The following is a 20299-nucleotide window of genomic DNA, read 5'->3' as shown; positions in this document are numbered from 1 at the left end:
AAGGTAGGACCTCCAGATGATGGTTTTTGATCTTGACTATCGAGACTTACCGAGGGTGATCGTTATGATTAAAGCCTACTCATTCACACCTGTTCAGCTAGCAACCCTGGAAACCCTGCTCTCCCCCTTGCAGGCGCTGCAAAGCCTGGAGGGCAGCTCGGGGACCTGCGACGACTCCGACCAAGGAGAGGAGGAAAAGCCAGAGGCTCAGTTGGGCACCAATGCCGCAGACCTTCTTGAAGGCAATGCTGGCCCAGACAATATCGTTGGCCTTAATGGAGATGACACGCTCAGGGGGCTTCAGGGCAAGGATTGGCTCTATGGCGACAACGGCCATGACTTCCTTGATGGGGGTGAAGGTCGCGATATTGTCCATGGTGGCAACGGCAATGACGAGCTACGCGGAGGCAAGGGTCGTGATGACCTCTTCGGCGAGAACGGCAATGATCTGTTGATCGGCGGCTGCGGACCCGACCTAATGGTGGGGGGGCTTGGCGATGACATTCTGTTCGGAGGCAATGCACCCGATACCTACACAGGCGGACTCGGGCGGGATGTGTTCGTGCTCTCCCTGCCTGGAGGAGAAGGCGGCCATGGGGGCGGTGGGGAAATGGCTTCAACATTCGCGCCCCTTGCCCATGAGGAGGAAGGCGATGTGATCACTGATTTCCGTCAGGGAGTCGACCAAATCGCCTTGGCAGGTGGCCTGACCTTTGATCAATTGGTTTTCAAAGCCAATGGTATTTACGTGACAAAGGAGGAAGACCATGAGATATCTGATCACCTCATGATCTCCTCTGCGCCAGGGAGTGAACATGAAGAATCAGGCAGACTACTAGCAAGACTCATTGACTTTGACACAACGATGCTAGGAAGAGCAGATTTCATCACATGGAGCGATCTTTCCATGGAATAACTTTTGGGCCTCGTATTCAATGCGGCAATCGGGCGAGAAACAACCCAAGCCTCTTACTTACAATTAAAACTACTGAGCCACAGACCAAATAGGCTTACATCCGTGGCAGACAGATGGCCATAGCATTTCGCTTCATAGGAATAATTCCAATTGGAAAGCATTTACGACTCTGATTTAAAGCATCGAAAGTAAATACCATCGCCAGTGAGGTGGCCCACCTGCACCGGCTCTGAGCAAAATCCGTTCTTCCTTAACCTCAGTCTTCCGCCCAGATGTAGCGAGTGAGCTCTTCCGGCTTGGGTTCGGGGGCCGCCAGGGCGAATTCGACGCAATCAGCCACTTCTGCATCGATCTCCTTCTCGATCGCCTTGAGCTCCTCGGCCCTAGCCAAGCCCTGCTCGATCAAGCGGGCGGCGAGGGATTTGATCGGATCTCGCTTGGCCCAAAACTCCTTCTCAGCCTCTTCGCGCAGCTCGTCGGGGTCAGCCAGGGAATGGCCGCGGAAGCGGTAGGTGAGGCACTCCAGCAGGGTGGGACCCTCTCCGGCCCGGGCCCTCTCAACGGCGCGCTGGGCGGCGGCACGCACCGCCAGCACGTCCATGCCATCCACCTCCTCACCAGCCATGCCAAAGGCAGCCGCCTTACGCCAAATCTCCGGATCGCTGGTGGCGCGGTTGTGGTCCATGCCGATGGCCCACTTGTTGTTTTCCACCACAAACAGAATCGGCAACTTCCAAAGCGCCGCCATGTTTAAGCACTCATAGAATTGACCGATGTTGCAGGTGCCATCGCCGAAGAAGGCGGCGGTAACAGAGTCGCTACTGGCATCGCCTAGGGCATCGCGCTTGTAGCGGCTGGTGAAGGCGGCGCCGAGGGCCACGGGGATGCCTTCGCCGATGAAGGCGTAGCCACCGAGCAGGTGATGCTCCTTCGAAAAAAGGTGCATAGAGCCGCCGCGGCCCTTGCTGCAGCCGGTCTCCTTGCCGAATAGCTCGCTCATCACCTCGCGGGCCGGCACACCGCAGCTAAGAGCGTGGACGTGGTCGCGGTAGGTGCTGCAGAACCAGTCGTGCTGCATCTTCATCGCCTTGATCACGCCCGTGCTCACGGCCTCCTGGCCGTTGTAGAGGTGCACAAAGCCAAACATTTTGCCGCGGTAATACATCTCCGCGCACTTGTCTTCAAAGCGCCGACCCAGGGTCATGTCGCGGTAGAGCATCAAGCCCTCCTCGCGATTGACCGTGGCAGGCACGGATGGGTAAAGGTTCTCGAGGCGCTCAGCGTGAGCCCCCACCAAACTGGTGACGTCGGCTGAACAGGTCGGTGCTCCGGAAGCTGATCCTGGTGCCGCCGCAATGTCGTGGCCCATGTCCGCCTGCGTCATTTCCCAACTGTACGAGGTCTGTTCCCGCAGCAGCTGACAATTTGTGCCACAACCGCTGACCCTGCCTACAGTCAGCCACCAGTGAAAGGCCTGGATTGGAACTGCCGATCGATCATTTCCGGTTGCTCGGAGTCAACCCGACCACGGACTTGCAGTCCCTGTTGCGCACCCTGCAGCAACGCATCGACCGGGCGCCAGATCAGGGATTTACCCAGGAAACCCTGCTAGCCCGTGAGGAACTACTGCGCACCAGCGCCGACCTGCTCAGCGACAGCAGCCGGCGCCAGGCCTATGAATCCGACCTGACGGCGCTAGCCGGTAGCGGTCCAGCGCTGATGCCCGCCCTGGATGTGCCCACCAGCAAGGAGGTGGGCGGCCTGCTGCTGTTACTCGAAGCGGGTCAAGCCTTCGAAAGCTTCGAGCTCGCCTGCCGGGCCCTGCAGCCACCTCAGACGCCAGCGCTGGGCAGCACCCGCGAGTCCGACCTGGCCCTGTTAGCTGGCCTCGCCTGCCTGGCAGCCGCCGTCGACCTGCGCCAGCAAAGGCGCTACGAGGCCGCCGCCCAGACCTTGCAGCAGGGCCAGCACCTACTGCAGCGGATGGGCCAATTACCAGCCATTCGCCAACAACTAAACGACGAGCTCGATGGTTTGCGGCCCTACCGAGTGCTGGACCTACTCAGCCGCAACCTCACGGCCCAAGCGGAAAGGGCCGAGGGTCTGACCCTGCTTGAAGAGCTGGTGGCCCGCCGGGGCGGACTGGAGGGTTTCGGTGACCCGAGCATGGGCCCAGAGGAATTTCAGGCCTTTTTCAAGCAGATCCGTGCCTTCCTGACAGTCCAGGAACAGGTGGATTTGTTCAGTCGCTGGGCAGGAGCCTCTGCGGCTGCCGACTTTTTGGCAAGCACCGCCCTCACGGCCTCCGGCTTTGCCCAACGCAAGCCCGAGCGCATCGCCGCGGCCCGCGAACGGCTGGAGGCCAGTGGTCAAGACGGACTACAACCGCTGCTGGCCTGCCTGCATCTGCTGCTTGGTCAGGTGGACAAAGCCCGCAGCGCCTTTGAGCAGGGAGCAACCCCCGAACTGAAGCGCTGGGCCGAGCAGCAAAGCAGCGACTCCCTAGCCCAACTCTGCGCCTACTGCCGCGACTGGCTGGCGCGGGATGTTTTGCCCGGCTACCGCGATCTGGAGGCTGATCCGGACTTGGAGGCCTACTTCGCCGACCGCGACGTACAGGCCTATGTCGAGCAGCACGACAGCCCCCCAGAGCGCTTGCCAGCGCCCGCCGAAAGCGACTTCGCCTGGGACATGGGCCTGGCCCCGGTTAGCGCGGCCCCAGCCAACCCCAGCGGCGGCTTCCTGGAACAGGAAGACGAAGACGAGCAGTGGGACTGGGATGGGACGGCCTGGCTCGATAGCCTGCGGGACGCCTGGGATAGCCATGGTCCTTCCTCCTGGATGGAGCGCATGCCCCAGTGGCAGTTGCCGTGGCAGTGTCAATTGTCGAGGCAGTGGCCGTCGCGCCGCACAACTACCGGAGTAGCAGTGGCAGCCGGGGTGGCCCTGCTGGCCATCGCCTCGTTTGTAAGGCTGCGCTCTCCCGCCCCCGGCCCGGGCCGCACTCCCATCGCGGTGCAACCGGTCGCCCCACCAGCTCTTCCCATCAAGCCCCCCCCTCCCGTCAAGGCCACCCCTGCCGCCGAACCCAGCCTGCCCCTGCGGGAGGAAGCGCCGAGCGAAGCCCAGGTGCAGGCCCTGCTCGAAGCATGGCTCGACGCCAAGGCCGCAATCCTGGCAGGCAAAGACAGTCGCATTCCCCTGGAGGTGCTGGCCCGGCCAAGCCAGCTGGATCGACTTGCCTCAGAGCGCGACGCCGACCAGGCCCGTGGCGAAACCCAGACCATCAGCACCGACATCACCAATCTGGTGATCAACGAGCGAGACGCCAACCGCATCGCCGCCACGGTGGGGCTGAGCTACACCGATCAGCGGCTCAACGCCAAGGGAGATCCTCAAGGCGAGCCCAGCAAGATGGAGCTTCGCAACCTCTATGTGTTCGGCCGCGACGGGGGTATCTGGCGCCTGGTGAGCTTCCAGAAAGCTCCCTGACCAGCCGGACTTGTTTTTACGATCGTTTGAATATGGGGCCCAGGCCCCAACCCCTGGCCCCGGAGTGGCACCGCGATGTTTGACGAGCTTTCGCAGCGATTTGAAGAGGCGGTTAAGAGCCTGAGAGGGCAGGCCTCGATCACAGAAACCAACGTAGAAAGCGCGCTCAAGCAGGTGCGTCGAGCCCTGCTGGAGGCGGATGTGAGCCTGCCAGTTGTTCAGGACTTCGTCGAGGAGGTGCGCCGCAAGGCCGTGGGCGCCGAGGTGGTGCGGGGCGTTAGCCCGGATCAGAAATTTATCCAGCTGGTGCACGAGCAGCTGGTTGAAACCATGGGCGGCGAGAACGCCCCCCTGGCCGCAGGTGGCAAGCCCGGTGCACCCTCGGTGGTGCTGATGGCCGGCCTGCAGGGCGCCGGCAAAACCACCGCCACCGCCAAGCTCGGCCTGCACCTCAAGGAGCAGGGGCGCAGGGCCCTGCTGGTGGGAGCAGACGTCTACCGACCTGCCGCCATTGAGCAGCTGAAGACCCTGGGCGCCCAAATCGGCGTGGAGGTATTCAGCCTTGGCACCGATGCCAAGCCCGAGGACATCGCCGCCGCCGGCATCGCCAAGGCCCGCGAGGAGGGCTTCGACACGGTGCTGGTAGACACCGCCGGCCGACTCCAAATCGACACGTCGATGATGGAGGAGATGGTGCGGATCCGTCAGGCCGTGCAGCCCGACGAGGTGCTGCTGGTGGTGGATTCGATGATCGGCCAGGAGGCCGCCGATCTCACCCGGGCCTTCCACGAGCAGGTGGGCATCACCGGAGCCGTGCTCACCAAGCTCGACGGCGACTCCCGCGGCGGTGCCGCCCTCTCAATCCGCAAGGTGAGCGGTGCGCCGATCAAGTTCATCGGCACCGGCGAGAAGGTAGAGGCGCTCCAACCCTTTCATCCCGAGCGGATGGCAAGCCGCATCCTCGGCATGGGCGACGTGCTCACCTTGGTGGAGAAGGCCACCAAGGAGGTGGAGCTGGCCGACGTGGCCCGCATGCAGCAAAAACTCCAGGAAGCCAGTTTCGACTTCTCCGACTTTCTGCAGCAGATGCGCATGATCCGGCGCATGGGCTCCCTGGGCGGGCTGATGAAGCTGATCCCGGGCATGAACAAAATTGACGACGGCATGCTCAAGCAAGGCGAGGTGCAGCTCAAGAAGATCGAGGCGATGATTGGCTCCATGACAGAGATCGAGCGCCAGCAACCGGAGCTGCTGGCCTCCCAACCCTCAAGAAGGCGCCGCATCGCCTCTGGCTGCGGCCACAGCTCGGCCGAGGTGGACAAGGTGCTGGCCGATTTCCAGAAGATGCGCGGCTTCATGCAACAGATGACCCGCGGCGGCGGCATGCCCGGCATGCCCGGCATGCCAGGGATGGGGGGTATGCCGGGCATGCCTGGAATGCCTGGGATGCCTGGGATGCCTGGCCCCATGGGCGGTGGTGGTGGCAGTGGCGGTGGGGCGGGGCAAAGAGTTGCCAAGCCCGCCAAGAAACGCAAGGGATTCGGGCAGCTATGAGCACCCGACGGGGTACATTGCTTGTTTGGACACCTAGCGCAAGGCCACGATGATCAAGCTCCGCCTGAAGCGGTTTGGAAAGAAGCGGGAAGCGAGTTTCCGCCTCGTGGCCACTAACAGCACCTCTCGCCGCGACGGACGTCCGCTTGAGGAGCTGGGCTTTTACAACCCCCGTACCAAAGAGACCCGTCTCGACACCGAGGCGATCCGCACTCGCCTCGGCCAGGGGGCCCAACCCACCTATACGGTGCGCTCCTTGCTGGAGAAGGGCGGTCTAATCGAGAAGACCGTGCGCCCTGCCGAGGTCGTTGGCAAGCAAAAGCAGGCTGATGCCCGCGAAGCTGCCGCCAAGCAGGCTGTCAAGGAGGCTGCTGAAGCCAAGGCTGCCGAAGCTGCTGCTGCCGCCGAAGCCAAGGCCGCTGCTGAAGCTGCTGCAGCGGAAGCCGCCAGTGCCGAAGAAGTAACTACGGAAGCCGCCGCTACCGACGAAGCTTGAGCTTTCGCCCCATGGCAGAGCCAAAGGGGCCTACAAGCTTTGCCATTCCCCTGCCCAATCCTGCCGCGGCTCTAGCCCTGGCAGGTGACGCCGAATCATCCACCCTGCGCCATCTCGAAGCCCTCACCGGAGCTTCGCTGGTGCTGCGGGGGCTGGATTTGGTTATTCAGGCCCCTCCCAGCCAAATGGAGCGGGCGGCGGCGTTGGTGGAATTGCTTCGCCCCCTGTGGCAGGAAGGCCAAGCCATCACCCAGGTGGATGCGCGGGTAGCACTGCAAGCCCTCGACACCGGCAGGAGCGCGGAGCATCAGCAACTGGGCCGCCAGGTGCTGGCCCGCAGCCAAAGTGGCAAGTTGCTGCGCCCGCGCACCCTGCGCCAGCAGACCTACGTGGAAGCCATGGAGCGCCACGACCTCACCATTGCCCTCGGCCCGGCGGGCACGGGCAAAACATTTTTGGCCGCCGTTCAGGCGGTGCGCATGCTCACCGAGCGCAAAGTGGAGCGGTTGGTGCTCACTCGCCCGGCGGTGGAGGCGGGCGAACGGCTCGGTTTTTTACCGGGCGATCTGCAGCAGAAAGTTGATCCCTACCTGCGCCCCCTCTACGACGCGCTGCACGCCCTGCTCGGCGCCGAGCGCACCGGTGCCCTGCTGGAAAAAGGGGTGATTGAAGTGGCGCCTCTGGCTTACATGCGTGGCCGCACCCTGGCCGACGCCTTTGTGATCCTCGACGAAGCCCAAAACACCACCACCACCCAGATGCGGATGGTGCTTACCCGGCTGGGGGAACACTCCCGCATGGTGGTAACTGGCGATCCCACCCAGGTGGACTTGCCCTATGGGGTAATGAGCGGCCTGCAGGAAGCTGCCCAGGTGCTGCAGGGGGTGGAGGGGGTCGCGATCTGCGAGCTCACCGCGGCTGACGTGGTGCGCCACCCGCTAGTGCAGCGGTTGGTGGAGGCCTATGCGGATCGCGATGCCACCAAACTGGCGCCTGCCGTTAAAAGGCGATTCGATAGCCAGTGCAGTGAGCCTGAACCATGAACAAAGCAGAGCGTCTGCGCATCCCCGCCGAGATCGCCATAGCGGCTTTGGTGGCTTACTTGCTCGGCTACTGGTTCACGAATCTGTTCCCGGGCTACCTACCCAAGATCGGCGGGCTTTGGTCGGCGATCTCCGCGATCGTGGTAACCCAGGCCACCCGCAGGGAGACAACCTCCTCAGCCTCGCTGCGAATTTTGGGTTCAGCCATAGGCGCCGGCACCAGTGCGATTTACCTGACGCTGCTGCCCTTTCACCCTGTGGGCATGGCCGTGGCAATCTTTGCCACAGTTGCTCTCTGCGCGGCGATCAATGTGCCCAGCCATGGCCGCTTGGCAGCTATCACCGTGATCGTTGTGATGGTCACCGGCAGCCTGGATCCGAAGCTAAGTCCGGGGCTCAATGCCCTGCTGCGCTTGGCTGAATCATGCATCGGCACCGGCGTTGCGGTGCTAGCGGCGGGGCTCTGGCCTAGCTCAAACAACCAGGCTGGTGGCAATTCCTGAAGCCCACGCGCCAAACCTGAGCCCAATCCCGATAGGGAGATCCGCACCAACGGCAGCCATCAGGGTCTCCCGTTGCCTGCAGATCGCTGGCAGGATATAGAAACTTCGAAACCACTGGTGCGCCATGCCGGCCAGCAGCAATTTTCAACAGGCCATTCGTGAGGCTCAATCGAGTGCCCTAGTTGGCCCCAATGTGGTCAACAAGGCCCTGCCCTATGTGGGCGGCGGCATGGTGCTCACCGCCGGTGGGGTAATGGGAGGACTGGCCCTGATGGCCAGCAGCCCAACCCTGTTCATGCCCCTGTTCTGGGTGGCCCTGATCGGCAACTTCATCCTGTTCTTCGTGGCCCAGAATGTGGCCCTGAAGGGCAACAACAACACCGCCCTGCCGCTGCTGACGGCCTACAGCCTGATCACCGGCTTCACCCTCAGCGGCATCGTTGCCTACGCCGTAAGCGCCGCTGGTGTCGGCGCCATCGGCACAGCCACCCTGGCTACGGGCATCACTTTTGTGGTGGCCTCAGTGGTGGGTCGCCGCATGAGCGACAACATCGGCCAAGCGCTGAGCGGCGTGGTGGGTCTGGGCATCCTCGGCCTGCTGATCGCCATGGTCGTGCAGATCATCGGAGGCATTTTTGCCCCAGGCGTCTTCAGCGGCGGCACCTTCGAACTGCTGATTGCAGGTTTCGGCACTGTGTTGTTCGTAGGAGCAGCCTTTGTCGACTTCTACACAATGCCCCGCACCTACAGCGACGACCAATACTTGGCCGGCGCCTTGGGGATGTATCTCACCTACATCAACCTATTTATATTCATCCTGCGCTTGATCATTGCCCTCCAGGGCGGCGGTCGCCGCGACTGAGCTTCAATTCAGTAACTTCAGCGCCCCAAAAGGGGCGCTTTTTTATGGCTGAGCCGGAGGCTTGGGCAATGCCGATGTCACTTCCCGCAGCGGATGGGTTGCACTGCCCCAACCAGCAAGGGGCAATTCAGGCGGGTTGCCTTGGCTTGAGCGAGCAGCGGAGTTAAACCAAGCCAGCAGCAGGGCCCGCAAGGGCCCCCCGGCCTCGCCCCTAGGCGAACGCAAATTGAAGTGATCGGCGTTCTCAGCCAGCACCAGGCGATGGCCACTGGCTCCGCCCCGGGTGGCCCTGGCCATGGGCTCGATCGCCTCGGGCCCGGGCGGCACCACCCAGTCGCGGCTACCGCTGATCACCAGCACCTTCGCCTTCATGCTGCCGGCGGAATCGACATCAAATAGCAAGCGCATCGGCGGACTCACCGCAATAGCAGCAGCCACCCGGGGGTCGACCAGAGCGGCACTATCCGCCGAACCAACGAAGTTGCACTGCAATATCCAGCTGAGATTGCGGGAGGGGTCGCGCACCTCATCGCAAAGCTGTTGAAGTTTGGTGGTGATGGGCCGGGCCCCAGCCAGCTGCAGCGCCGTGGTCGCCCCCCAGGAATGGCCTGCCACCAGCACCGCCTGGGTGTTCACCGGTCGGCGCAAAGCCAGCCGGCCCTGGGCGGCGGCATCGATCACGGCCGACACGTCTTTTGGCCTCAGGGCCAGCTCAGACGGACTGGGAGGGGGCTGCTTGCCGGCCAGCATGGCCCGCTGCTGGCTTTGATCGCTGCCTGGGTGGCGGGGCAGCACCACGGTGTAGCCATGGCTAGCCAGGTGGGCTGCCCAGCCCTCGAAGTTGCTGGGGTCATCCCACAGCCCGTGGGAAATCACCACCAGTCGATTGGGCGCCGCGCCAGATCCCATTGGCTCGAGCACCACCAGAGCCAACGGCTCCGAGCGATGGCCAACGGCGATGCTTTGTTCCTGCCGGGCAACAGCCAGGGGCCCCACCTCCTGCAGCGGTCCAGCACTGCCCACCGCCGGCATGGAGGCAATCAGCTTCTCAGCCGAGCGGCGTTGGTCACGAAAGCGCTGAATTGAAAATCCCAACCGGCCCAGCTCCACCGTGACGCTCTGGCCTGGTAGCTGCTCGATCACATCCAGCAAGCTGATGCCCCCCTTAGCGGCAGAGCGCTCCATCGCTTGCTCAAACTGAGCCGGATCGATGGGATCAGGCAGGCCATCGATGTCGCCTAGGGCCCCCACCAACAGCAGCACCTGATCCAGCAGCGGCGATCCCTGGGCCTGGCGAATAACCGCCTTGGCTTCAAGGGGCAGGTTGGAGCTCAACACAGCCTTGAGCCTGCGGCCGATCTCGCCTCGGGTGGCACGGTCGAGCTCGGCTAGATCGCTGTCGCCGGCAATCAAGGCCTCCGGACTGCGCAATTCAGCGACCCTGATGCTGAAATTTGTCTCGAGCAGGGGCAGCCGCAAATTGATGGTTTCAATTGCCCTGGCCGGCGCTGGAGCCAGCAGGGCGGCGGCACCGATTCCCGTGGCCAGAACGCGTAACGCCCGGGATGGCAATGGGCGATTCATGGGCTGAAGCGACGGCGGGGCAATGAAACCATCTTCGCCCGTTTCAAGCCTCAGCCACCGCTTCGATTGCGGCGGCGATCGAGCTCCGCTGCTCGGCGTCGTAGCCCCAGCGATCCAGGAAGGCGACGTCTTCTCCCTGCCCGGCAGTAGCCGCCAGCAGGATTTCCAGCCGCTCCTTAACGGCCTGGGGCTCAAGGCTCCTGAGCAGTTCGGTGCAGCGGGCTTGCACCCGCTCCGAAGCCCCCTGCTGGCTGGAATCGCCGGCACGTTGATGGTGCAGGGCCATCGCCGTACTCATGGCCAGGTTGCGGGCCGAAAGATCGACGACGCCCTCGCCTGCCAGCCGCAGCTGCAGCAGCAGGGTTTCGGGCAGGCGGTCCATCAGCGGGCAGTCGCCCGCCAGGCTGACGACAAAAAAGCCCCGGGCACCATCGCGGCTTGCTACCAGCTCAGCCACCCGGTCGGCGAGCACTTCATCACTGAGTTCACCCTGCTCCCACAACGCCAGCCACTGGGCTGTGATCTCCATGGCCTGCTGAAAAGTTGGTTCGGCAGCAGCGGTCATTGCGGTGAAATAGGTCACAACCAGAGTTCCAGCCTATGAACTCCGCCCAGGCAGCAAGGTTGGCCCTGCCAGCTGCCAGGCTGGTGCTATGGAGTTTTCCACGACCATCCCGGCCCTGCCCACCAGCCCAGCAGGCTTCCGCTCCGGCTTCGTGGCGCTGATCGGCCGGCCAAACGTGGGCAAATCCACCCTGCTCAACCAGCTGGTGGGCGAAAAGGTGGCGATCACCTCGCCGGTAGCCCAAACCACCCGCAACCGGCTGCGGGCGATCCTCACCACCGAAACAGCCCAGCTGGTGCTGCTAGATACGCCAGGTATCCACAAGCCCCACCACCTGCTGGGGGAGCGACTGGTGCAGAGCGCCCGGGGCGCCATCGGTGAAGTGGATGTGGTGCTGCTGCTGGTGGATGGCAGCGAGCCGGCTGGCCGGGGCGATGGCTTCATCGTGGAGCTGCTGCAGCACTGCCGCGCGCCGGTGCACGTAGCCCTCAACAAAAACGACCTGGTGGATCCGGAGCGGGCCGAGGAACTAGCCCAGAGCTACGGCGAGCTGGTGCCGGGCTGGCCCCTGCATCCGGTGAGCGCCTTGAACGGCGCGGGTACCAGCGAGTTGGTGGCAGCTCTGGCCGCCGACCTACCGGAGGGTCCCCACCTATACCCACCGGATGCGGTCAGCGATCAGCCCGAGCAGTTGCTGCTGGCTGAATTGATCCGCGAGCAGGTGTTGCACCACACCCGCGAGGAGATTCCCCACTCGGTGGCGGTGCAGATCGAGCGCATCGTCGACGACGGGCCGCGCACTGCCGTGCTGGCGACGGTGCTGGTGGAACGCAGCAGCCAGAAGGGAATCCTGATCGGCAAAGGGGGCCGCATGCTTAAGGAGATCGGCAGCGGCGCCCGCCAGCAGATGCAGAAATTGATCGACGGGCCGGTGTATCTGGAGCTGTTCGTGAAGGTGGTGCCCAACTGGCGACGCAGTGCCGCGCGGTTGAGCGAACTGGGCTATCGGGGGGAGTAAATCCTGCTTAGCCGGCATAGCGGCTAAGCTGAGACAATGAAAGTCAACCTCCACGACGCCAAAACCAATCTCTCCCGGTATGTGGAGCAAGCGCTCGATGGGGAGGAGGTGGTGATTGCGCGAGCCGGCAAAGCCCTGGTGCGGCTGGTGCCGGTAGATGAGGCTCCTCGCCGACGCGAGCTCGGCTTTCTTCAGGGGGCTGCGGTTCTGGACTGCGACCTCAAAGCCGACTTCCAGCAGGACATCGAGGCGATGTTCAGCTGATGGGGGCAGCCAGCTCAACGCAACCCAAGCTCAGGCCGCAACTGCTCGACACCCAGCTGCTGCTCTGGCTGGCCATCGCCCCGGAGCGCCTAGAGGCAACCTTGCGTGGCAACCTCAGGGACCGCCGCTTTCCCATGCTGTACAGCGTGGTGAGCCTCTGGGAAGTGGCGATCAAAACCTCCCTCGGCAAGCCTGGATTCGTCGTCGACGCAGCTCATCTACGTGACGGCCTGAAGCAGCAGGGTCTCCAGGAACTGGGAATCGAGCCAGAACACTCTCTGGCGGTGCAGCATCTGCCCTGGATCCATCGCGACCCCTTCGATCGGCTGCTGGTGGCCCAGGCCATCCATAACGGCCTCACCCTGCTCACAGCGGATCGAACCCTCCGCGGTTACGGCCACCAGGTGATCTGGATGGGCGACGGCGGGTCAGGCGGCTGAGAGAATCACGCCCATGAGCGAGCCCAGCCCCGACACCGCCCCTTTTCCGCCCGAGCAAATTGGCGCCTTTCTGCGCCTCTGCGCCGGTGAATGGATGAGCTTGCGCAGCCAGTTCGCCCTGGGCGCGGTCGACGCTGCTGATAGCGACAGCGCCGAAGACCTAGGCGAGGACGGCGAGGCCTGGCACAGCAGCGAGCGCGGCGAACTGGTGGTGGCCTTCCTGGAGGCAGAGGCCGCTGATGGGGCCGGCGGCCTACAAGTGGGCCCGAAAGATGGCGTGGCCAAGCAGCAGCTGCACTTCGACGCAAACGGTGGCTTCAGCAGCGGCGAGCAGCAGGGCCGCTGGCAGCTCTGGCCCGACGGCAGCCTGGAGCTGGTGATCACAGGCGATGGCCGGGAGGTGCGCGAGCGGATCTGGTTCACCAAGCCCAATCTGCGGTTGCGCTCCACGGTGGAAACCAGCGCTGCTGGCAGCCCCGGCCGGGCCAGCTTCAGCTCCGAGATCCGCCGGGTGAGCCGGCCCACCGTGCCCGCGAGCTGAACCCATGCGCCTCGATGTGGTGAGCCTGGCACCGGAGGCCTTTGCGCCACTGCTGGGCCTGGGGGTGATCGGCCGGGCCTTTGCTGCCGGCATCGCCGCGCTCCACACCCACAACCCCCGCGATTTCGCCACCGACAAATACCGCAAGGTCGACGACGAGCCCTACGGCGGCGGCGCCGGCATGGTGCTTAAACCAGAGCCGGTGTTTGCGGCGGTGGAGGCGATCCCGGTGCTGCCGCGGCGGCGGGTGCTGCTGATGAGCCCCCAGGGCAAGCCGCTCAAGCAGGCCGATCTGCGCCGCTGGGCCAGCGGCTACGACCAGCTGGTGCTGATCTGCGGCCACTACGAAGGATTCGATGAACGCATCCGCTCCCTAGCTGATGAGGAGGTATCGATCGGCGACTTTGTGCTCACCGGCGGCGAGCTACCGGCGGCGGTAATCATCAACGGCGTGGTGCGGCTGCTGCCAGGCACCGTGGGAACCCAGGCATGCCTCGACGACGAAAGTCACAGCGCCCTGCTGCTCGAGCATCCCCACTACACGCGTCCCGCCAACTTCCGGGAGCTGGAGGTGCCGGCAGTGCTGCGCAGCGGTGACCATGGCGCCATCGCACGCTGGCGCTTTGAGCAGCAGCAGCAGCGCACCGCCGAACGCCGGCCGGATTTATTCGGGCTCTGGCAGGCGCAGCAGCAACTCCAGCAGTAGAAACAGCAAACTGGGCTCAGCCCCCGGTTGCCTTAACAGCGATGCTGCTCAGCACCACCTCCAGCCTTGAAGGCCAGCCGATCCGGCACTACCTGGGCCTGGTGCACGGCGAAACAATTTTGGGCGCCAATATTTTTCGCGACATTCTGGCCTCCATCCGGGACCTAATCGGCGGCCGGGCTAGGTCCTATGAAGCCACGCTGGAGCGGGCCCGGGAGATGGCACTGCAGGAACTAGGTAGGCGCGCTCGATTGCTGGGCGCCGATGCCGTTGTGGGGGTGCGGGTGGACTACGAGGTGCTGGGACAGGCGGGTGGGATGTTGATGGCTTGCGCAATCGGCACTGCCGTACGGCTCGAGGCTGCTGGGGATTGGGCTCCTGGGGATAGGGGCCTTCCACCGCCGCCGCTACCGCCTCAACCCTGACCCTGCTGCAGACCCCGCAAAGCCGTAAGTAGGGCTGCCGGGCTCTGGGGATCCACCATCAGCACACTGCCTCCAGGAGCCTGAGCCATCTGCTCGCCCATCGCCATCCAGTCGCCGGCCAGCAGCAAACGCATCGCCTCGGCGGCCTGGGGGTTGGCCTGCATCGCCTCGGCCAGCCGACTGGCCGCATCGGCCCTGGCCTGGGCCAGCAGGGTCTGCTGCTTGGCCTGGGCTTCGGCATCCAGCAGCAGGGCCTCCGCCCGGCCCCGGGCCGCATTTACCTGGGAGTCGCGCTCGCCTTCCGAACGCAGGATCGCCGCCCGCTTCTCCCGCTCAGCTGTCATCTGCTGCTCCATCGCCTGCTGCACGCCACGGGATGGCTGGATATCGCGCAATTCCACCCGAGTCACCTTCACGCCCCAGGGATCGGTGGCCTGATCCAGCTCCTTCATCAGCACCTCATTCACCTCCTGGCGGGTGGTGAAGGTTTGGTCGAGGTCGAGCTTGCCCATCTCGGCCCGGATCTGGGTGAGCACCAGGTTCACCATGGCCGCCTGCAGATTGTCGACGGCGTAGTAGGCGCGGGCGTGCTCCAGCAGCTGCCAATACACAACCGCATCCACCTCGATGCCGACGTTGTCGCGGGTGATGCACTGCTGGGGCGGAATATCGAGCACCCGCTCCTTGAGCGATTCGTGGCTCACCACCTTCTCCAGCACCGGCAGCACCAAGGAGAGGCCCGGCTGCAGCTGGCGGTCGTACTTGCCAAGGCGCTCAACCAGGCGCGACTGGCCGCCGCTGGTGACCTTGACGCTGCTGACGCCGAGCAGGGCCATCAGCACCAAGGCGGGCAGGGAGAGCAGAGCTTCCACGGCAGGAATCCGAGCATGACATACCAACGCTAGTCAGCATGGGTGAGCTGAACCACCCCCACCCGCCGCGCCGCCATGGCTCCCGTGTCGCTCCTCTGGCTGCTGCTGGCCACCGGCCTGCTGCTGCTTGCCCTGGCGGGGGCCGAGGTGGATGGGCTGTTGCCGGCAGCGGTGGTGGCCCTGGTGTTGTCAGTGGTGACGGCATGGTTTCCCCTGCCGCCCCTGCTGCAGCTAGGCCTACTGGCGGGCCTCACCGGCCTGGGGGTGCTGGGTCTGCGGCGCTGGTCGGCACGGCAGCGGCACCGCAGCCTGCCGCCTGCGGAAACCGCCACGGTGCTCAGTGGCTTCAACGGCAGCGATACGGGTCGGGTGCGCTGGCACGGCCAGAGCTGGAGCGCCGTCAACCTGGGCAGCAGCCAAGCCCTCAGCCCAGGTGCGGCCGTGACCGTGCTGGGCCGCGAGGGCAATCAGCTGCAGGTGCTGGGGTCACCGGAAGACTGAGATAAGCAATTAAGCAGGCTTCTTCACCCAAAGCCCGTAATTAGTGCCAAGAACGCCATAAACCTTGGAGGGATTTGACAGCGGAGTCACAGGACCAGATGTATTGTATTGGCCATAGTTAGTAGTGCTTATAAGGTAAAAATCACTAGGCTTATCAGTTAAAAGCTTATGGCCGTCGCCACCAACAATGGCTTGACAGGCTTCCGAATGCAGAGGCTCAAAAAGTGACATTGCCGTTACAGAGTTAGGAACGAAAGTGGGTTGCCATGGATCAGTGTCCGTTATGGGCACTTCAACGGCTGCACACCTGATTCATTCATAAACGCGCAACGGCCGATCCGATCTCCGCGATCGCCAGATGCCCCAACTTTGTAGGGGGTGCTCAAAAGCGCAGCCAGCTGCGGCGACCCATGGAGCGGCGCAAAGCCATGCCCAGCAGCTCATTGCGACTGCCAACGCCAAACTTGCGCCGGATGTTCTGGCCATGATCGCGAACCGTGGCCAAGGTCACAGCCAGGGCCTCCGCAATCTGGCGATCACTCTGCCCCTGCAGGATCCCCCTCAACACCTCGTTCTCACGGGGGGTGAGATTGATCGGCCTCACCGCTTCTCCCAAGCCAGGCTCGGCGGCCAGGATGCGTCGTGTGCTCGAACTGATGAAGCGCTGGCCCTTCGCCAAAGCCATGGCCGCCTGCTGCAGGGGAGCCTTATCCGCAACAAGATCATCGCGGCAAACCACCACATCCACCCACTGCCAATCCATGTCGCTGAGATGGACCGGCAACACGGTCAGGATCAGCACCACCCGCAATCCCTCCACCCGCCTGCGTGCTGCCTCGATCAATGAAGAGATTTGGCCCTGATCGAGGTCGTTGGCACAGATCAGCAGGTCGGCCTTGCTCGAGCCCAACAGCCTCAACGCCTCCGCCTCACCCGTTGCCGCCGCAACGGGGAACCGGGGGCCACCCAGGAGCAACCCCAGACCCAGCAAGGCCATGGGATTGCCCATGGCCAGCACCACTCCGGCGGACGGCGGCATGCTGGCGAGCCAGCTGGTCAACATGCCGCGATTCGCCTGCAGTTCCTGCAAACAGGGCGTGATGTCCAACCGCAGGTACTGATCCTGGCACGTTCCATCCTGATAGACCCCGCCAAGAACCGCCTTAACGCCCCACCCAAAGGCGCGCCTTGCGCAACACAAACGCCAGCACGGTCTCCTGCTGGGTGGTGATGGCCGCCTCCAGCTCCATGCCCTGCTGGAGGCCGCAGCTGCGTCCGCCGGCCTGCAGCTCGGAGCGATCGAACTGCAGCGTCACCTCAAAAGCCCTGGCACCATTTGACCCGGCGGCGCCTGTGGCATCGGGGGCCACGGCCTGCACCCGTGCAGGCAGCGTGCCGTAATCGGGGTAAGGACAGCCGGCCACCTTCAGGTCGGCCCGCTGGCCGGGGCGCAGGCTGCTGATCTCCTGGCCAGGCACCAGCACCCGCCCCACCAGGCCGCCGCCGCTGGGGGCGATGCGCGCCAGCTCCTGGCCCTGGGCCACCACCTGGCGGGGGTTGCGCAGCGCCAGGCTCAGCACCACCCCATCCACCGGGGCGCGCACCTCGGTGCCCGCCAGGTCGCGACCCACCTGGCGGAGATCGGCCTGATTGGAGCTGAGCTGGCGGTTCAGCTGGGCCTGCTCCACCCCATTGCGCGAGCGCTGCTGCGCCACCGCCCGGCGAGCCTGGGCCAAATTCGCCTGGGAGACGCTGTAGGCCGCCTGCTTCTCCTCCATCTGTTGCACCGATCCGGCACCACTAGCCACCAACTGCTGGTAGCGACTGGCTTCGGTGGCAGCCAGCCGCAACGCCGCCTGGGCCTTAGCCACCTCCTGCTCGGCCGTCGCCACCGCCGCTTCGCCCTGCAGCACCAAAGCCTGGCGCTGCTCAGCAAGGCCCTGGCCACCCTCGCCCAGGGCCTGCTGGCGGCCCTGGAGGTTGCTGGGATCGAGCACGGCCAGGAGCTGGCCCCGGCGCACGCTCTGGTTCTGGCGCACCGCCAGGCTGCGCACCACACCGGCGAGAGGGGCGTTGACCACGCTGGTTTCCCCCGCTGGCCGCACCAGGCCGCTGCCCCGCACCACCACGCGATAGGGCCACACCGCCATGACCGCTACCGCCGCCACCAGGCCGCCCACCAGAACCCAGCCGCTGGCCTGCACCCACGGCCGCACCGGCGGCAGGAAATCGTTGAGGGTGGCTTCCTGGAGCTCCAGGGCCTCCTGGCGCTGGGCCAGGGGCGGCACCGGCGTGGCGCGAACCAAAGGACTGTCGGTTGGGTGGGTCATGCCGGCAACACGTAGGGGGCGAGGGTTTCGGAGCTGGCCATGGCCTCGGGCGGCCCCTCAAAACGCACCTGACCCTGCTCGAGATACACCACCCAATCGCAGCGCAGGATCACCCCAGGGCGGTGGCTCACCATCACGGTGGTGAGCCCCTGGCGCTGCGCTAGCAGGCGATCCATCAGGCGGCGCTCCAGCACCGGATCTAGGGCCGCGGTGGCTTCATCGAGAATCAGCACCGCCGGCTGGCCCACCAGGGCCCGGGCGATGGCAAGGCGCTGGCGCTGGCCGCCGGAAAGGTTGGCGCCGAATTCGCCCAGCACCGTCTGATAGCCATCGGGCAGCTCGCGGATGAAGTCATCGGCGAGGGCCTGCTGGCAGGCCTGCACCACCTGATCGAAACCCACCTGGGGATACACCAGGCGGAAGTTGTCCAGGATCGAGCGGTTGAAGAACTGGGCTTCCTGGGGCACCAGGCACACCTGACGCCGCAGGCAATCAAGCGCCAGGTCCTTCTGGCCGTAGGGGCCGTAGTGGATGGTGCCGGCCTGGGCGGGGTAGAGGCCCGCCAGCAACTTCACCAGGGTGCTTTTACCGCAACCCGATTCGCCGATCAGGGCCGTGCAACGCCCGCCGGGGATGGTGAGGCTGAAGTGATCCAGCAGCTCCACCCGGCCGGCGTGGTGGAAGCTCAGATCCCGGCACACCAGATCGCCATCGCCGGGCAGGGCCACCCAGGGCTTGGTGGCACCGGCGGGATCCTCCACCGTGCCCTCGAGCACGTCCGACAGGCGTTGGATCACAACCTGGGCGGACACCCCATCACTGGCGAAGGCCACCAGGCCCGCCAGAAAGGCCAACACATTTAGGGCCATGCCGTTGAAGGCCAGCAGCTGGCCGATGCTGAGCTCGCCGGCGATCACGAAACTGCTGCCGTACCAGAGCACCGCCAGGTTGGTGGCATTGCCAAGGAAGCTGGTGCTGGTACTGCCGAACAACTGCAGCTGCTGGGTGAGCCAGCGCAGACGGGCCAGGCGGCCGAAGTTGCCCTGCACCTCCTGCCACACCTGGGGGCTGGCCTCGCTGGTTTTCAGCACCTGGGCCGCCCGGAACGACTCCACCAGGAAGCCCTGGTTATCCGCCGACTCCACGATCAAGCGGCGGGTGTGCTGCTGCAACGCCGGCAGGAAGGCCAGGTTGACGCCGATCACGACCAGAAAGGAGAGCAGGGCCGCGAGGCTGAGGCGCGCGCTATAGCTCACCATCACGACCAGGGAAATCAGGGCGATGAACAGCTGACTGGGCAACCCCAACACGAGCGTGCCAATCAGCTGATTCACGTGGGCCACATCAGCAACGCGACTCACCACCTCGCCGCTGCGGTGGCTGTCGAAGTAGGTCATCGGCAGCTGGAACAGCCGATCGCCGTAATTCAGTTCCATGCCCAGCTGAAGGCGCTGGGCGAAATGACCCACTAGATGGCCCTGGATCAGGCTGAGAAGGTTGCGAAAACCAAACAGCAGCAGCATCGCCAGCCCCAGACTGGCCAGTAGCTGGCTGTCGCGGCGCACCAGCACGTCGTCGGTGAGCAGCTGCATCAAGAGCGGCATCGCCAAGGCGAGCAGGCCCACCGCCCCGTTGATCAGCAGGGCCTGCAGCACCAAGCCCCGATGGGGGCCCACCTGCTGCAGCAGCTGCCACCAGGCCCGCTGGGGGGCGTCCTGCTGGTGCTGCTGCAGCCGGGCGTGGTTGGGCTCCAGCAACAGCATCACCCGGTTGCCCCAGCCGGCCTCGAGTTCTTGGCGGCTGAGGCGCTGGAGCCCCACTGCGGGATCGGCGATCACATAGCGCTTGCCGACGCGGCCATGGAGCACCACCCAGTGGTTGCCACGCCAATGGCAGATCGCGGGCAGGGGAATGGCCTCGAGCTGATCCAGCAATTCAGCACTGGCCCGCACAGGGCGGGCATGGAAACCGCAGGCCTCAGCACCACGGCGCAGACCCAGCAAGGTGGTGCCGCCGCTACCGGTGCCCACCTGTTCGCGCACCCTCGGCATGCTGAGCCGGTGGCCGTACTGGCGCGCCACGGTGGCAACGCAGGCGGCGCCGCAATCCTCCTCGGCGTGCTGCTGGACGCAGGCGTAGCGCGTCACGACAGGAGCGGAGCGGGGGTGAGCCTGGGTGGCATCAATT

The 20299-nt window shown here is 64.6% G+C and carries 21 protein-coding genes; 14 read left to right on the top strand and 7 right to left on the bottom strand.

Going from position 1 to position 20299, the window contains the following annotated elements:
• Positions 1–16: 16 nt before the first annotated feature.
• A complete protein-coding gene (locus KBY73_RS14680; protein ID WP_254937803.1) occupies positions 17–916 on the top strand; it encodes a calcium-binding protein in 900 nt (299 codons plus the stop codon).
• Between the two features lie 256 nt (positions 917–1172).
• On the opposite strand, the gene pdhA is transcribed toward KBY73_RS14680, so the two are convergent.
• Positions 1173–2300: a pyruvate dehydrogenase (acetyl-transferring) E1 component subunit alpha gene (gene pdhA / locus KBY73_RS14675; protein ID WP_254937802.1), complete on the bottom strand. Its 1128-nt coding sequence runs from the start codon at positions 2298–2300 to the stop codon at positions 1173–1175.
• Positions 2301–2449: 149 nt separating this feature from the next.
• Here pdhA and KBY73_RS14670 point away from each other — a divergent pair, with 149 nt between their 5' ends.
• The 6 genes from KBY73_RS14670 (at position 2450) to KBY73_RS14645 (ending at position 8866) form a co-directional block, all read left to right on the top strand.
• On the top strand, positions 2450–4408 hold the full coding sequence (locus KBY73_RS14670) for an IMS domain-containing protein (protein ID WP_254937801.1): 1959 nt from the start codon (positions 2450–2452) through the stop codon (positions 4406–4408).
• Between the two features lie 75 nt (positions 4409–4483).
• Positions 4484–5962 (top strand): signal recognition particle protein, encoded by a 1479-nt coding sequence (gene ffh, locus KBY73_RS14665; protein WP_254937800.1) that lies wholly within the window; start codon positions 4484–4486, stop codon positions 5960–5962.
• A 49-nt stretch (positions 5963–6011) separates the two neighbouring features.
• Positions 6012–6458: a 30S ribosomal protein S16 gene (gene rpsP / locus KBY73_RS14660; protein ID WP_254937799.1), complete on the top strand. Its 447-nt coding sequence runs from the start codon at positions 6012–6014 to the stop codon at positions 6456–6458.
• Positions 6459–6469: 11 nt separating this feature from the next.
• Positions 6470–7501, top strand: coding sequence for a PhoH family protein (locus KBY73_RS14655; RefSeq protein WP_254937798.1), 1032 nt, complete (start codon positions 6470–6472; stop codon positions 7499–7501).
• Positions 7498–8004 carry an aromatic acid exporter family protein gene (locus KBY73_RS14650; RefSeq protein ID WP_254937797.1) on the top strand — a complete coding sequence of 169 codons (507 nt, stop codon included), beginning with the start codon at positions 7498–7500 and terminating at the stop codon, positions 8002–8004. Before KBY73_RS14655 ends, KBY73_RS14650 begins: the two co-directional genes overlap by 4 nt.
• Before the next feature lie 124 nt (positions 8005–8128).
• Positions 8129–8866, top strand: coding sequence for a Bax inhibitor-1 family protein (locus KBY73_RS14645; protein ID WP_254937796.1), 738 nt, complete (start codon positions 8129–8131; stop codon positions 8864–8866).
• A gap of 42 nt (positions 8867–8908) precedes the next feature.
• On the opposite strand, the gene KBY73_RS14640 is transcribed toward KBY73_RS14645, so the two are convergent.
• Positions 8909–10450: an alpha/beta fold hydrolase gene (locus KBY73_RS14640; RefSeq protein WP_254937795.1), complete on the bottom strand. Its 1542-nt coding sequence runs from the start codon at positions 10448–10450 to the stop codon at positions 8909–8911.
• Positions 10451–10493: 43 nt separating this feature from the next.
• Positions 10494–11015, bottom strand: coding sequence for a hypothetical protein (locus tag KBY73_RS14635; RefSeq protein ID WP_254937818.1), 522 nt, complete (start codon positions 11013–11015; stop codon positions 10494–10496).
• 88 nt (positions 11016–11103) lie between these two features.
• Between KBY73_RS14635 and era the strand changes: the two genes are divergently transcribed.
• Genes era through KBY73_RS14605 form a run of 6 tightly spaced genes read left to right on the top strand, consistent with a single transcriptional unit; the run spans position 11104 to position 14409 of the window.
• A complete protein-coding gene (era, locus tag KBY73_RS14630) occupies positions 11104–12033 on the top strand; it encodes a GTPase Era (RefSeq protein ID WP_254937794.1) in 930 nt (309 codons plus the stop codon).
• A gap of 36 nt (positions 12034–12069) precedes the next feature.
• Positions 12070–12297 (top strand): type II toxin-antitoxin system Phd/YefM family antitoxin, encoded by a 228-nt coding sequence (locus KBY73_RS14625; RefSeq protein ID WP_254937793.1) that lies wholly within the window; start codon positions 12070–12072, stop codon positions 12295–12297.
• Positions 12297–12737 carry a type II toxin-antitoxin system VapC family toxin gene (locus KBY73_RS14620; RefSeq protein WP_254937792.1) on the top strand — a complete coding sequence of 147 codons (441 nt, stop codon included), beginning with the start codon at positions 12297–12299 and terminating at the stop codon, positions 12735–12737. Before KBY73_RS14625 ends, KBY73_RS14620 begins: the two co-directional genes overlap by 1 nt.
• A 13-nt stretch (positions 12738–12750) precedes the next feature.
• Positions 12751–13278: a phycobiliprotein lyase gene (locus tag KBY73_RS14615; RefSeq protein ID WP_254937791.1), complete on the top strand. Its 528-nt coding sequence runs from the start codon at positions 12751–12753 to the stop codon at positions 13276–13278.
• Between the two features lie 4 nt (positions 13279–13282).
• On the top strand, positions 13283–13984 hold the full coding sequence (gene trmD / locus KBY73_RS14610; RefSeq protein WP_254937790.1) for a tRNA (guanosine(37)-N1)-methyltransferase TrmD: 702 nt from the start codon (positions 13283–13285) through the stop codon (positions 13982–13984).
• A 41-nt stretch (positions 13985–14025) separates the two neighbouring features.
• Positions 14026–14409, top strand: a complete 384-nt coding sequence (locus KBY73_RS14605; protein WP_254937789.1) for a heavy metal-binding domain-containing protein — start codon at positions 14026–14028, stop codon at positions 14407–14409.
• Here the strand turns inward: KBY73_RS14605 and KBY73_RS14600 are convergent.
• Positions 14400–15281 carry an SPFH domain-containing protein gene (locus KBY73_RS14600; RefSeq protein ID WP_254937788.1) on the bottom strand — a complete coding sequence of 294 codons (882 nt, stop codon included), beginning with the start codon at positions 15279–15281 and terminating at the stop codon, positions 14400–14402. The genes KBY73_RS14605 and KBY73_RS14600 overlap by 10 nt on opposite strands.
• Before the next feature lie 75 nt (positions 15282–15356).
• Between KBY73_RS14600 and KBY73_RS14595 the strand changes: the two genes are divergently transcribed.
• Complete coding sequence (locus tag KBY73_RS14595) at positions 15357–15782, top strand: NfeD family protein (protein ID WP_254937787.1); 426 nt, start codon at positions 15357–15359, stop codon at positions 15780–15782.
• A gap of 382 nt (positions 15783–16164) precedes the next feature.
• Here KBY73_RS14595 and KBY73_RS14590 read toward each other — a convergent pair whose 3' ends face one another.
• The 3 genes from KBY73_RS14590 to KBY73_RS14580 all read right to left on the bottom strand — a co-directional run bounded on the left by KBY73_RS14590 (position 16165) and on the right by KBY73_RS14580 (position 20259).
• Positions 16165–16821: a LuxR C-terminal-related transcriptional regulator gene (locus KBY73_RS14590; protein ID WP_254937786.1), complete on the bottom strand. Its 657-nt coding sequence runs from the start codon at positions 16819–16821 to the stop codon at positions 16165–16167.
• A gap of 124 nt (positions 16822–16945) precedes the next feature.
• Positions 16946–18112 (bottom strand): HlyD family secretion protein, encoded by a 1167-nt coding sequence (locus KBY73_RS14585; RefSeq protein ID WP_254937785.1) that lies wholly within the window; start codon positions 18110–18112, stop codon positions 16946–16948.
• Complete coding sequence (locus KBY73_RS14580; RefSeq protein WP_254937784.1) at positions 18109–20259, bottom strand: peptidase domain-containing ABC transporter; 2151 nt, start codon at positions 20257–20259, stop codon at positions 18109–18111. The genes KBY73_RS14585 and KBY73_RS14580 overlap by 4 nt, the downstream gene beginning before the upstream one ends.
• Positions 20260–20299 lie beyond the last annotated feature (40 nt).

This window comes from Cyanobium sp. Tous-M-B4, assembly GCF_024345395.1.
Taxonomy (GTDB): domain Bacteria; phylum Cyanobacteriota; class Cyanobacteriia; order PCC-6307; family Cyanobiaceae; genus Cyanobium_A.
This window is presented reverse-complemented; position numbering and strand designations above follow the sequence as displayed.

Excerpts from the sequence above, each read along its gene's own strand:
- KBY73_RS14680 (WP_254937803.1), top strand. The coding sequence starts at position 17 with ATGATGGTTTTTGATCTTGACTATCGAGACTTACCGAGGGTGATCGTT.
- pdhA (WP_254937802.1), bottom strand. The coding sequence starts at position 2,300 with ATGACGCAGGCGGACATGGGCCACGACATTGCGGCGGCACCAGGATCA.
- ffh (WP_254937800.1), top strand. The coding sequence starts at position 4,484 with ATGTTTGACGAGCTTTCGCAGCGATTTGAAGAGGCGGTTAAGAGCCTG.
- rpsP (WP_254937799.1), top strand. The coding sequence starts at position 6,012 with ATGATCAAGCTCCGCCTGAAGCGGTTTGGAAAGAAGCGGGAAGCGAGT.
- KBY73_RS14655 (WP_254937798.1), top strand. The coding sequence starts at position 6,470 with ATGGCAGAGCCAAAGGGGCCTACAAGCTTTGCCATTCCCCTGCCCAAT.
- KBY73_RS14650 (WP_254937797.1), top strand. The coding sequence starts at position 7,498 with ATGAACAAAGCAGAGCGTCTGCGCATCCCCGCCGAGATCGCCATAGCG.
- KBY73_RS14645 (WP_254937796.1), top strand. The coding sequence starts at position 8,129 with ATGCCGGCCAGCAGCAATTTTCAACAGGCCATTCGTGAGGCTCAATCG.
- KBY73_RS14640 (WP_254937795.1), bottom strand. The coding sequence starts at position 10,450 with ATGAATCGCCCATTGCCATCCCGGGCGTTACGCGTTCTGGCCACGGGA.
- KBY73_RS14635 (WP_254937818.1), bottom strand. The coding sequence starts at position 11,015 with ATGACCGCTGCTGCCGAACCAACTTTTCAGCAGGCCATGGAGATCACA.
- era (WP_254937794.1), top strand. The coding sequence starts at position 11,104 with ATGGAGTTTTCCACGACCATCCCGGCCCTGCCCACCAGCCCAGCAGGC.
- KBY73_RS14625 (WP_254937793.1), top strand. The coding sequence starts at position 12,070 with ATGAAAGTCAACCTCCACGACGCCAAAACCAATCTCTCCCGGTATGTG.
- KBY73_RS14620 (WP_254937792.1), top strand. The coding sequence starts at position 12,297 with ATGGGGGCAGCCAGCTCAACGCAACCCAAGCTCAGGCCGCAACTGCTC.
- KBY73_RS14615 (WP_254937791.1), top strand. The coding sequence starts at position 12,751 with ATGAGCGAGCCCAGCCCCGACACCGCCCCTTTTCCGCCCGAGCAAATT.
- trmD (WP_254937790.1), top strand. The coding sequence starts at position 13,283 with ATGCGCCTCGATGTGGTGAGCCTGGCACCGGAGGCCTTTGCGCCACTG.
- KBY73_RS14605 (WP_254937789.1), top strand. The coding sequence starts at position 14,026 with ATGCTGCTCAGCACCACCTCCAGCCTTGAAGGCCAGCCGATCCGGCAC.
- KBY73_RS14595 (WP_254937787.1), top strand. The coding sequence starts at position 15,357 with ATGGCTCCCGTGTCGCTCCTCTGGCTGCTGCTGGCCACCGGCCTGCTG.
- KBY73_RS14590 (WP_254937786.1), bottom strand. The coding sequence starts at position 16,821 with ATGCCGCCGTCCGCCGGAGTGGTGCTGGCCATGGGCAATCCCATGGCC.
- KBY73_RS14585 (WP_254937785.1), bottom strand. The coding sequence starts at position 18,112 with ATGACCCACCCAACCGACAGTCCTTTGGTTCGCGCCACGCCGGTGCCG.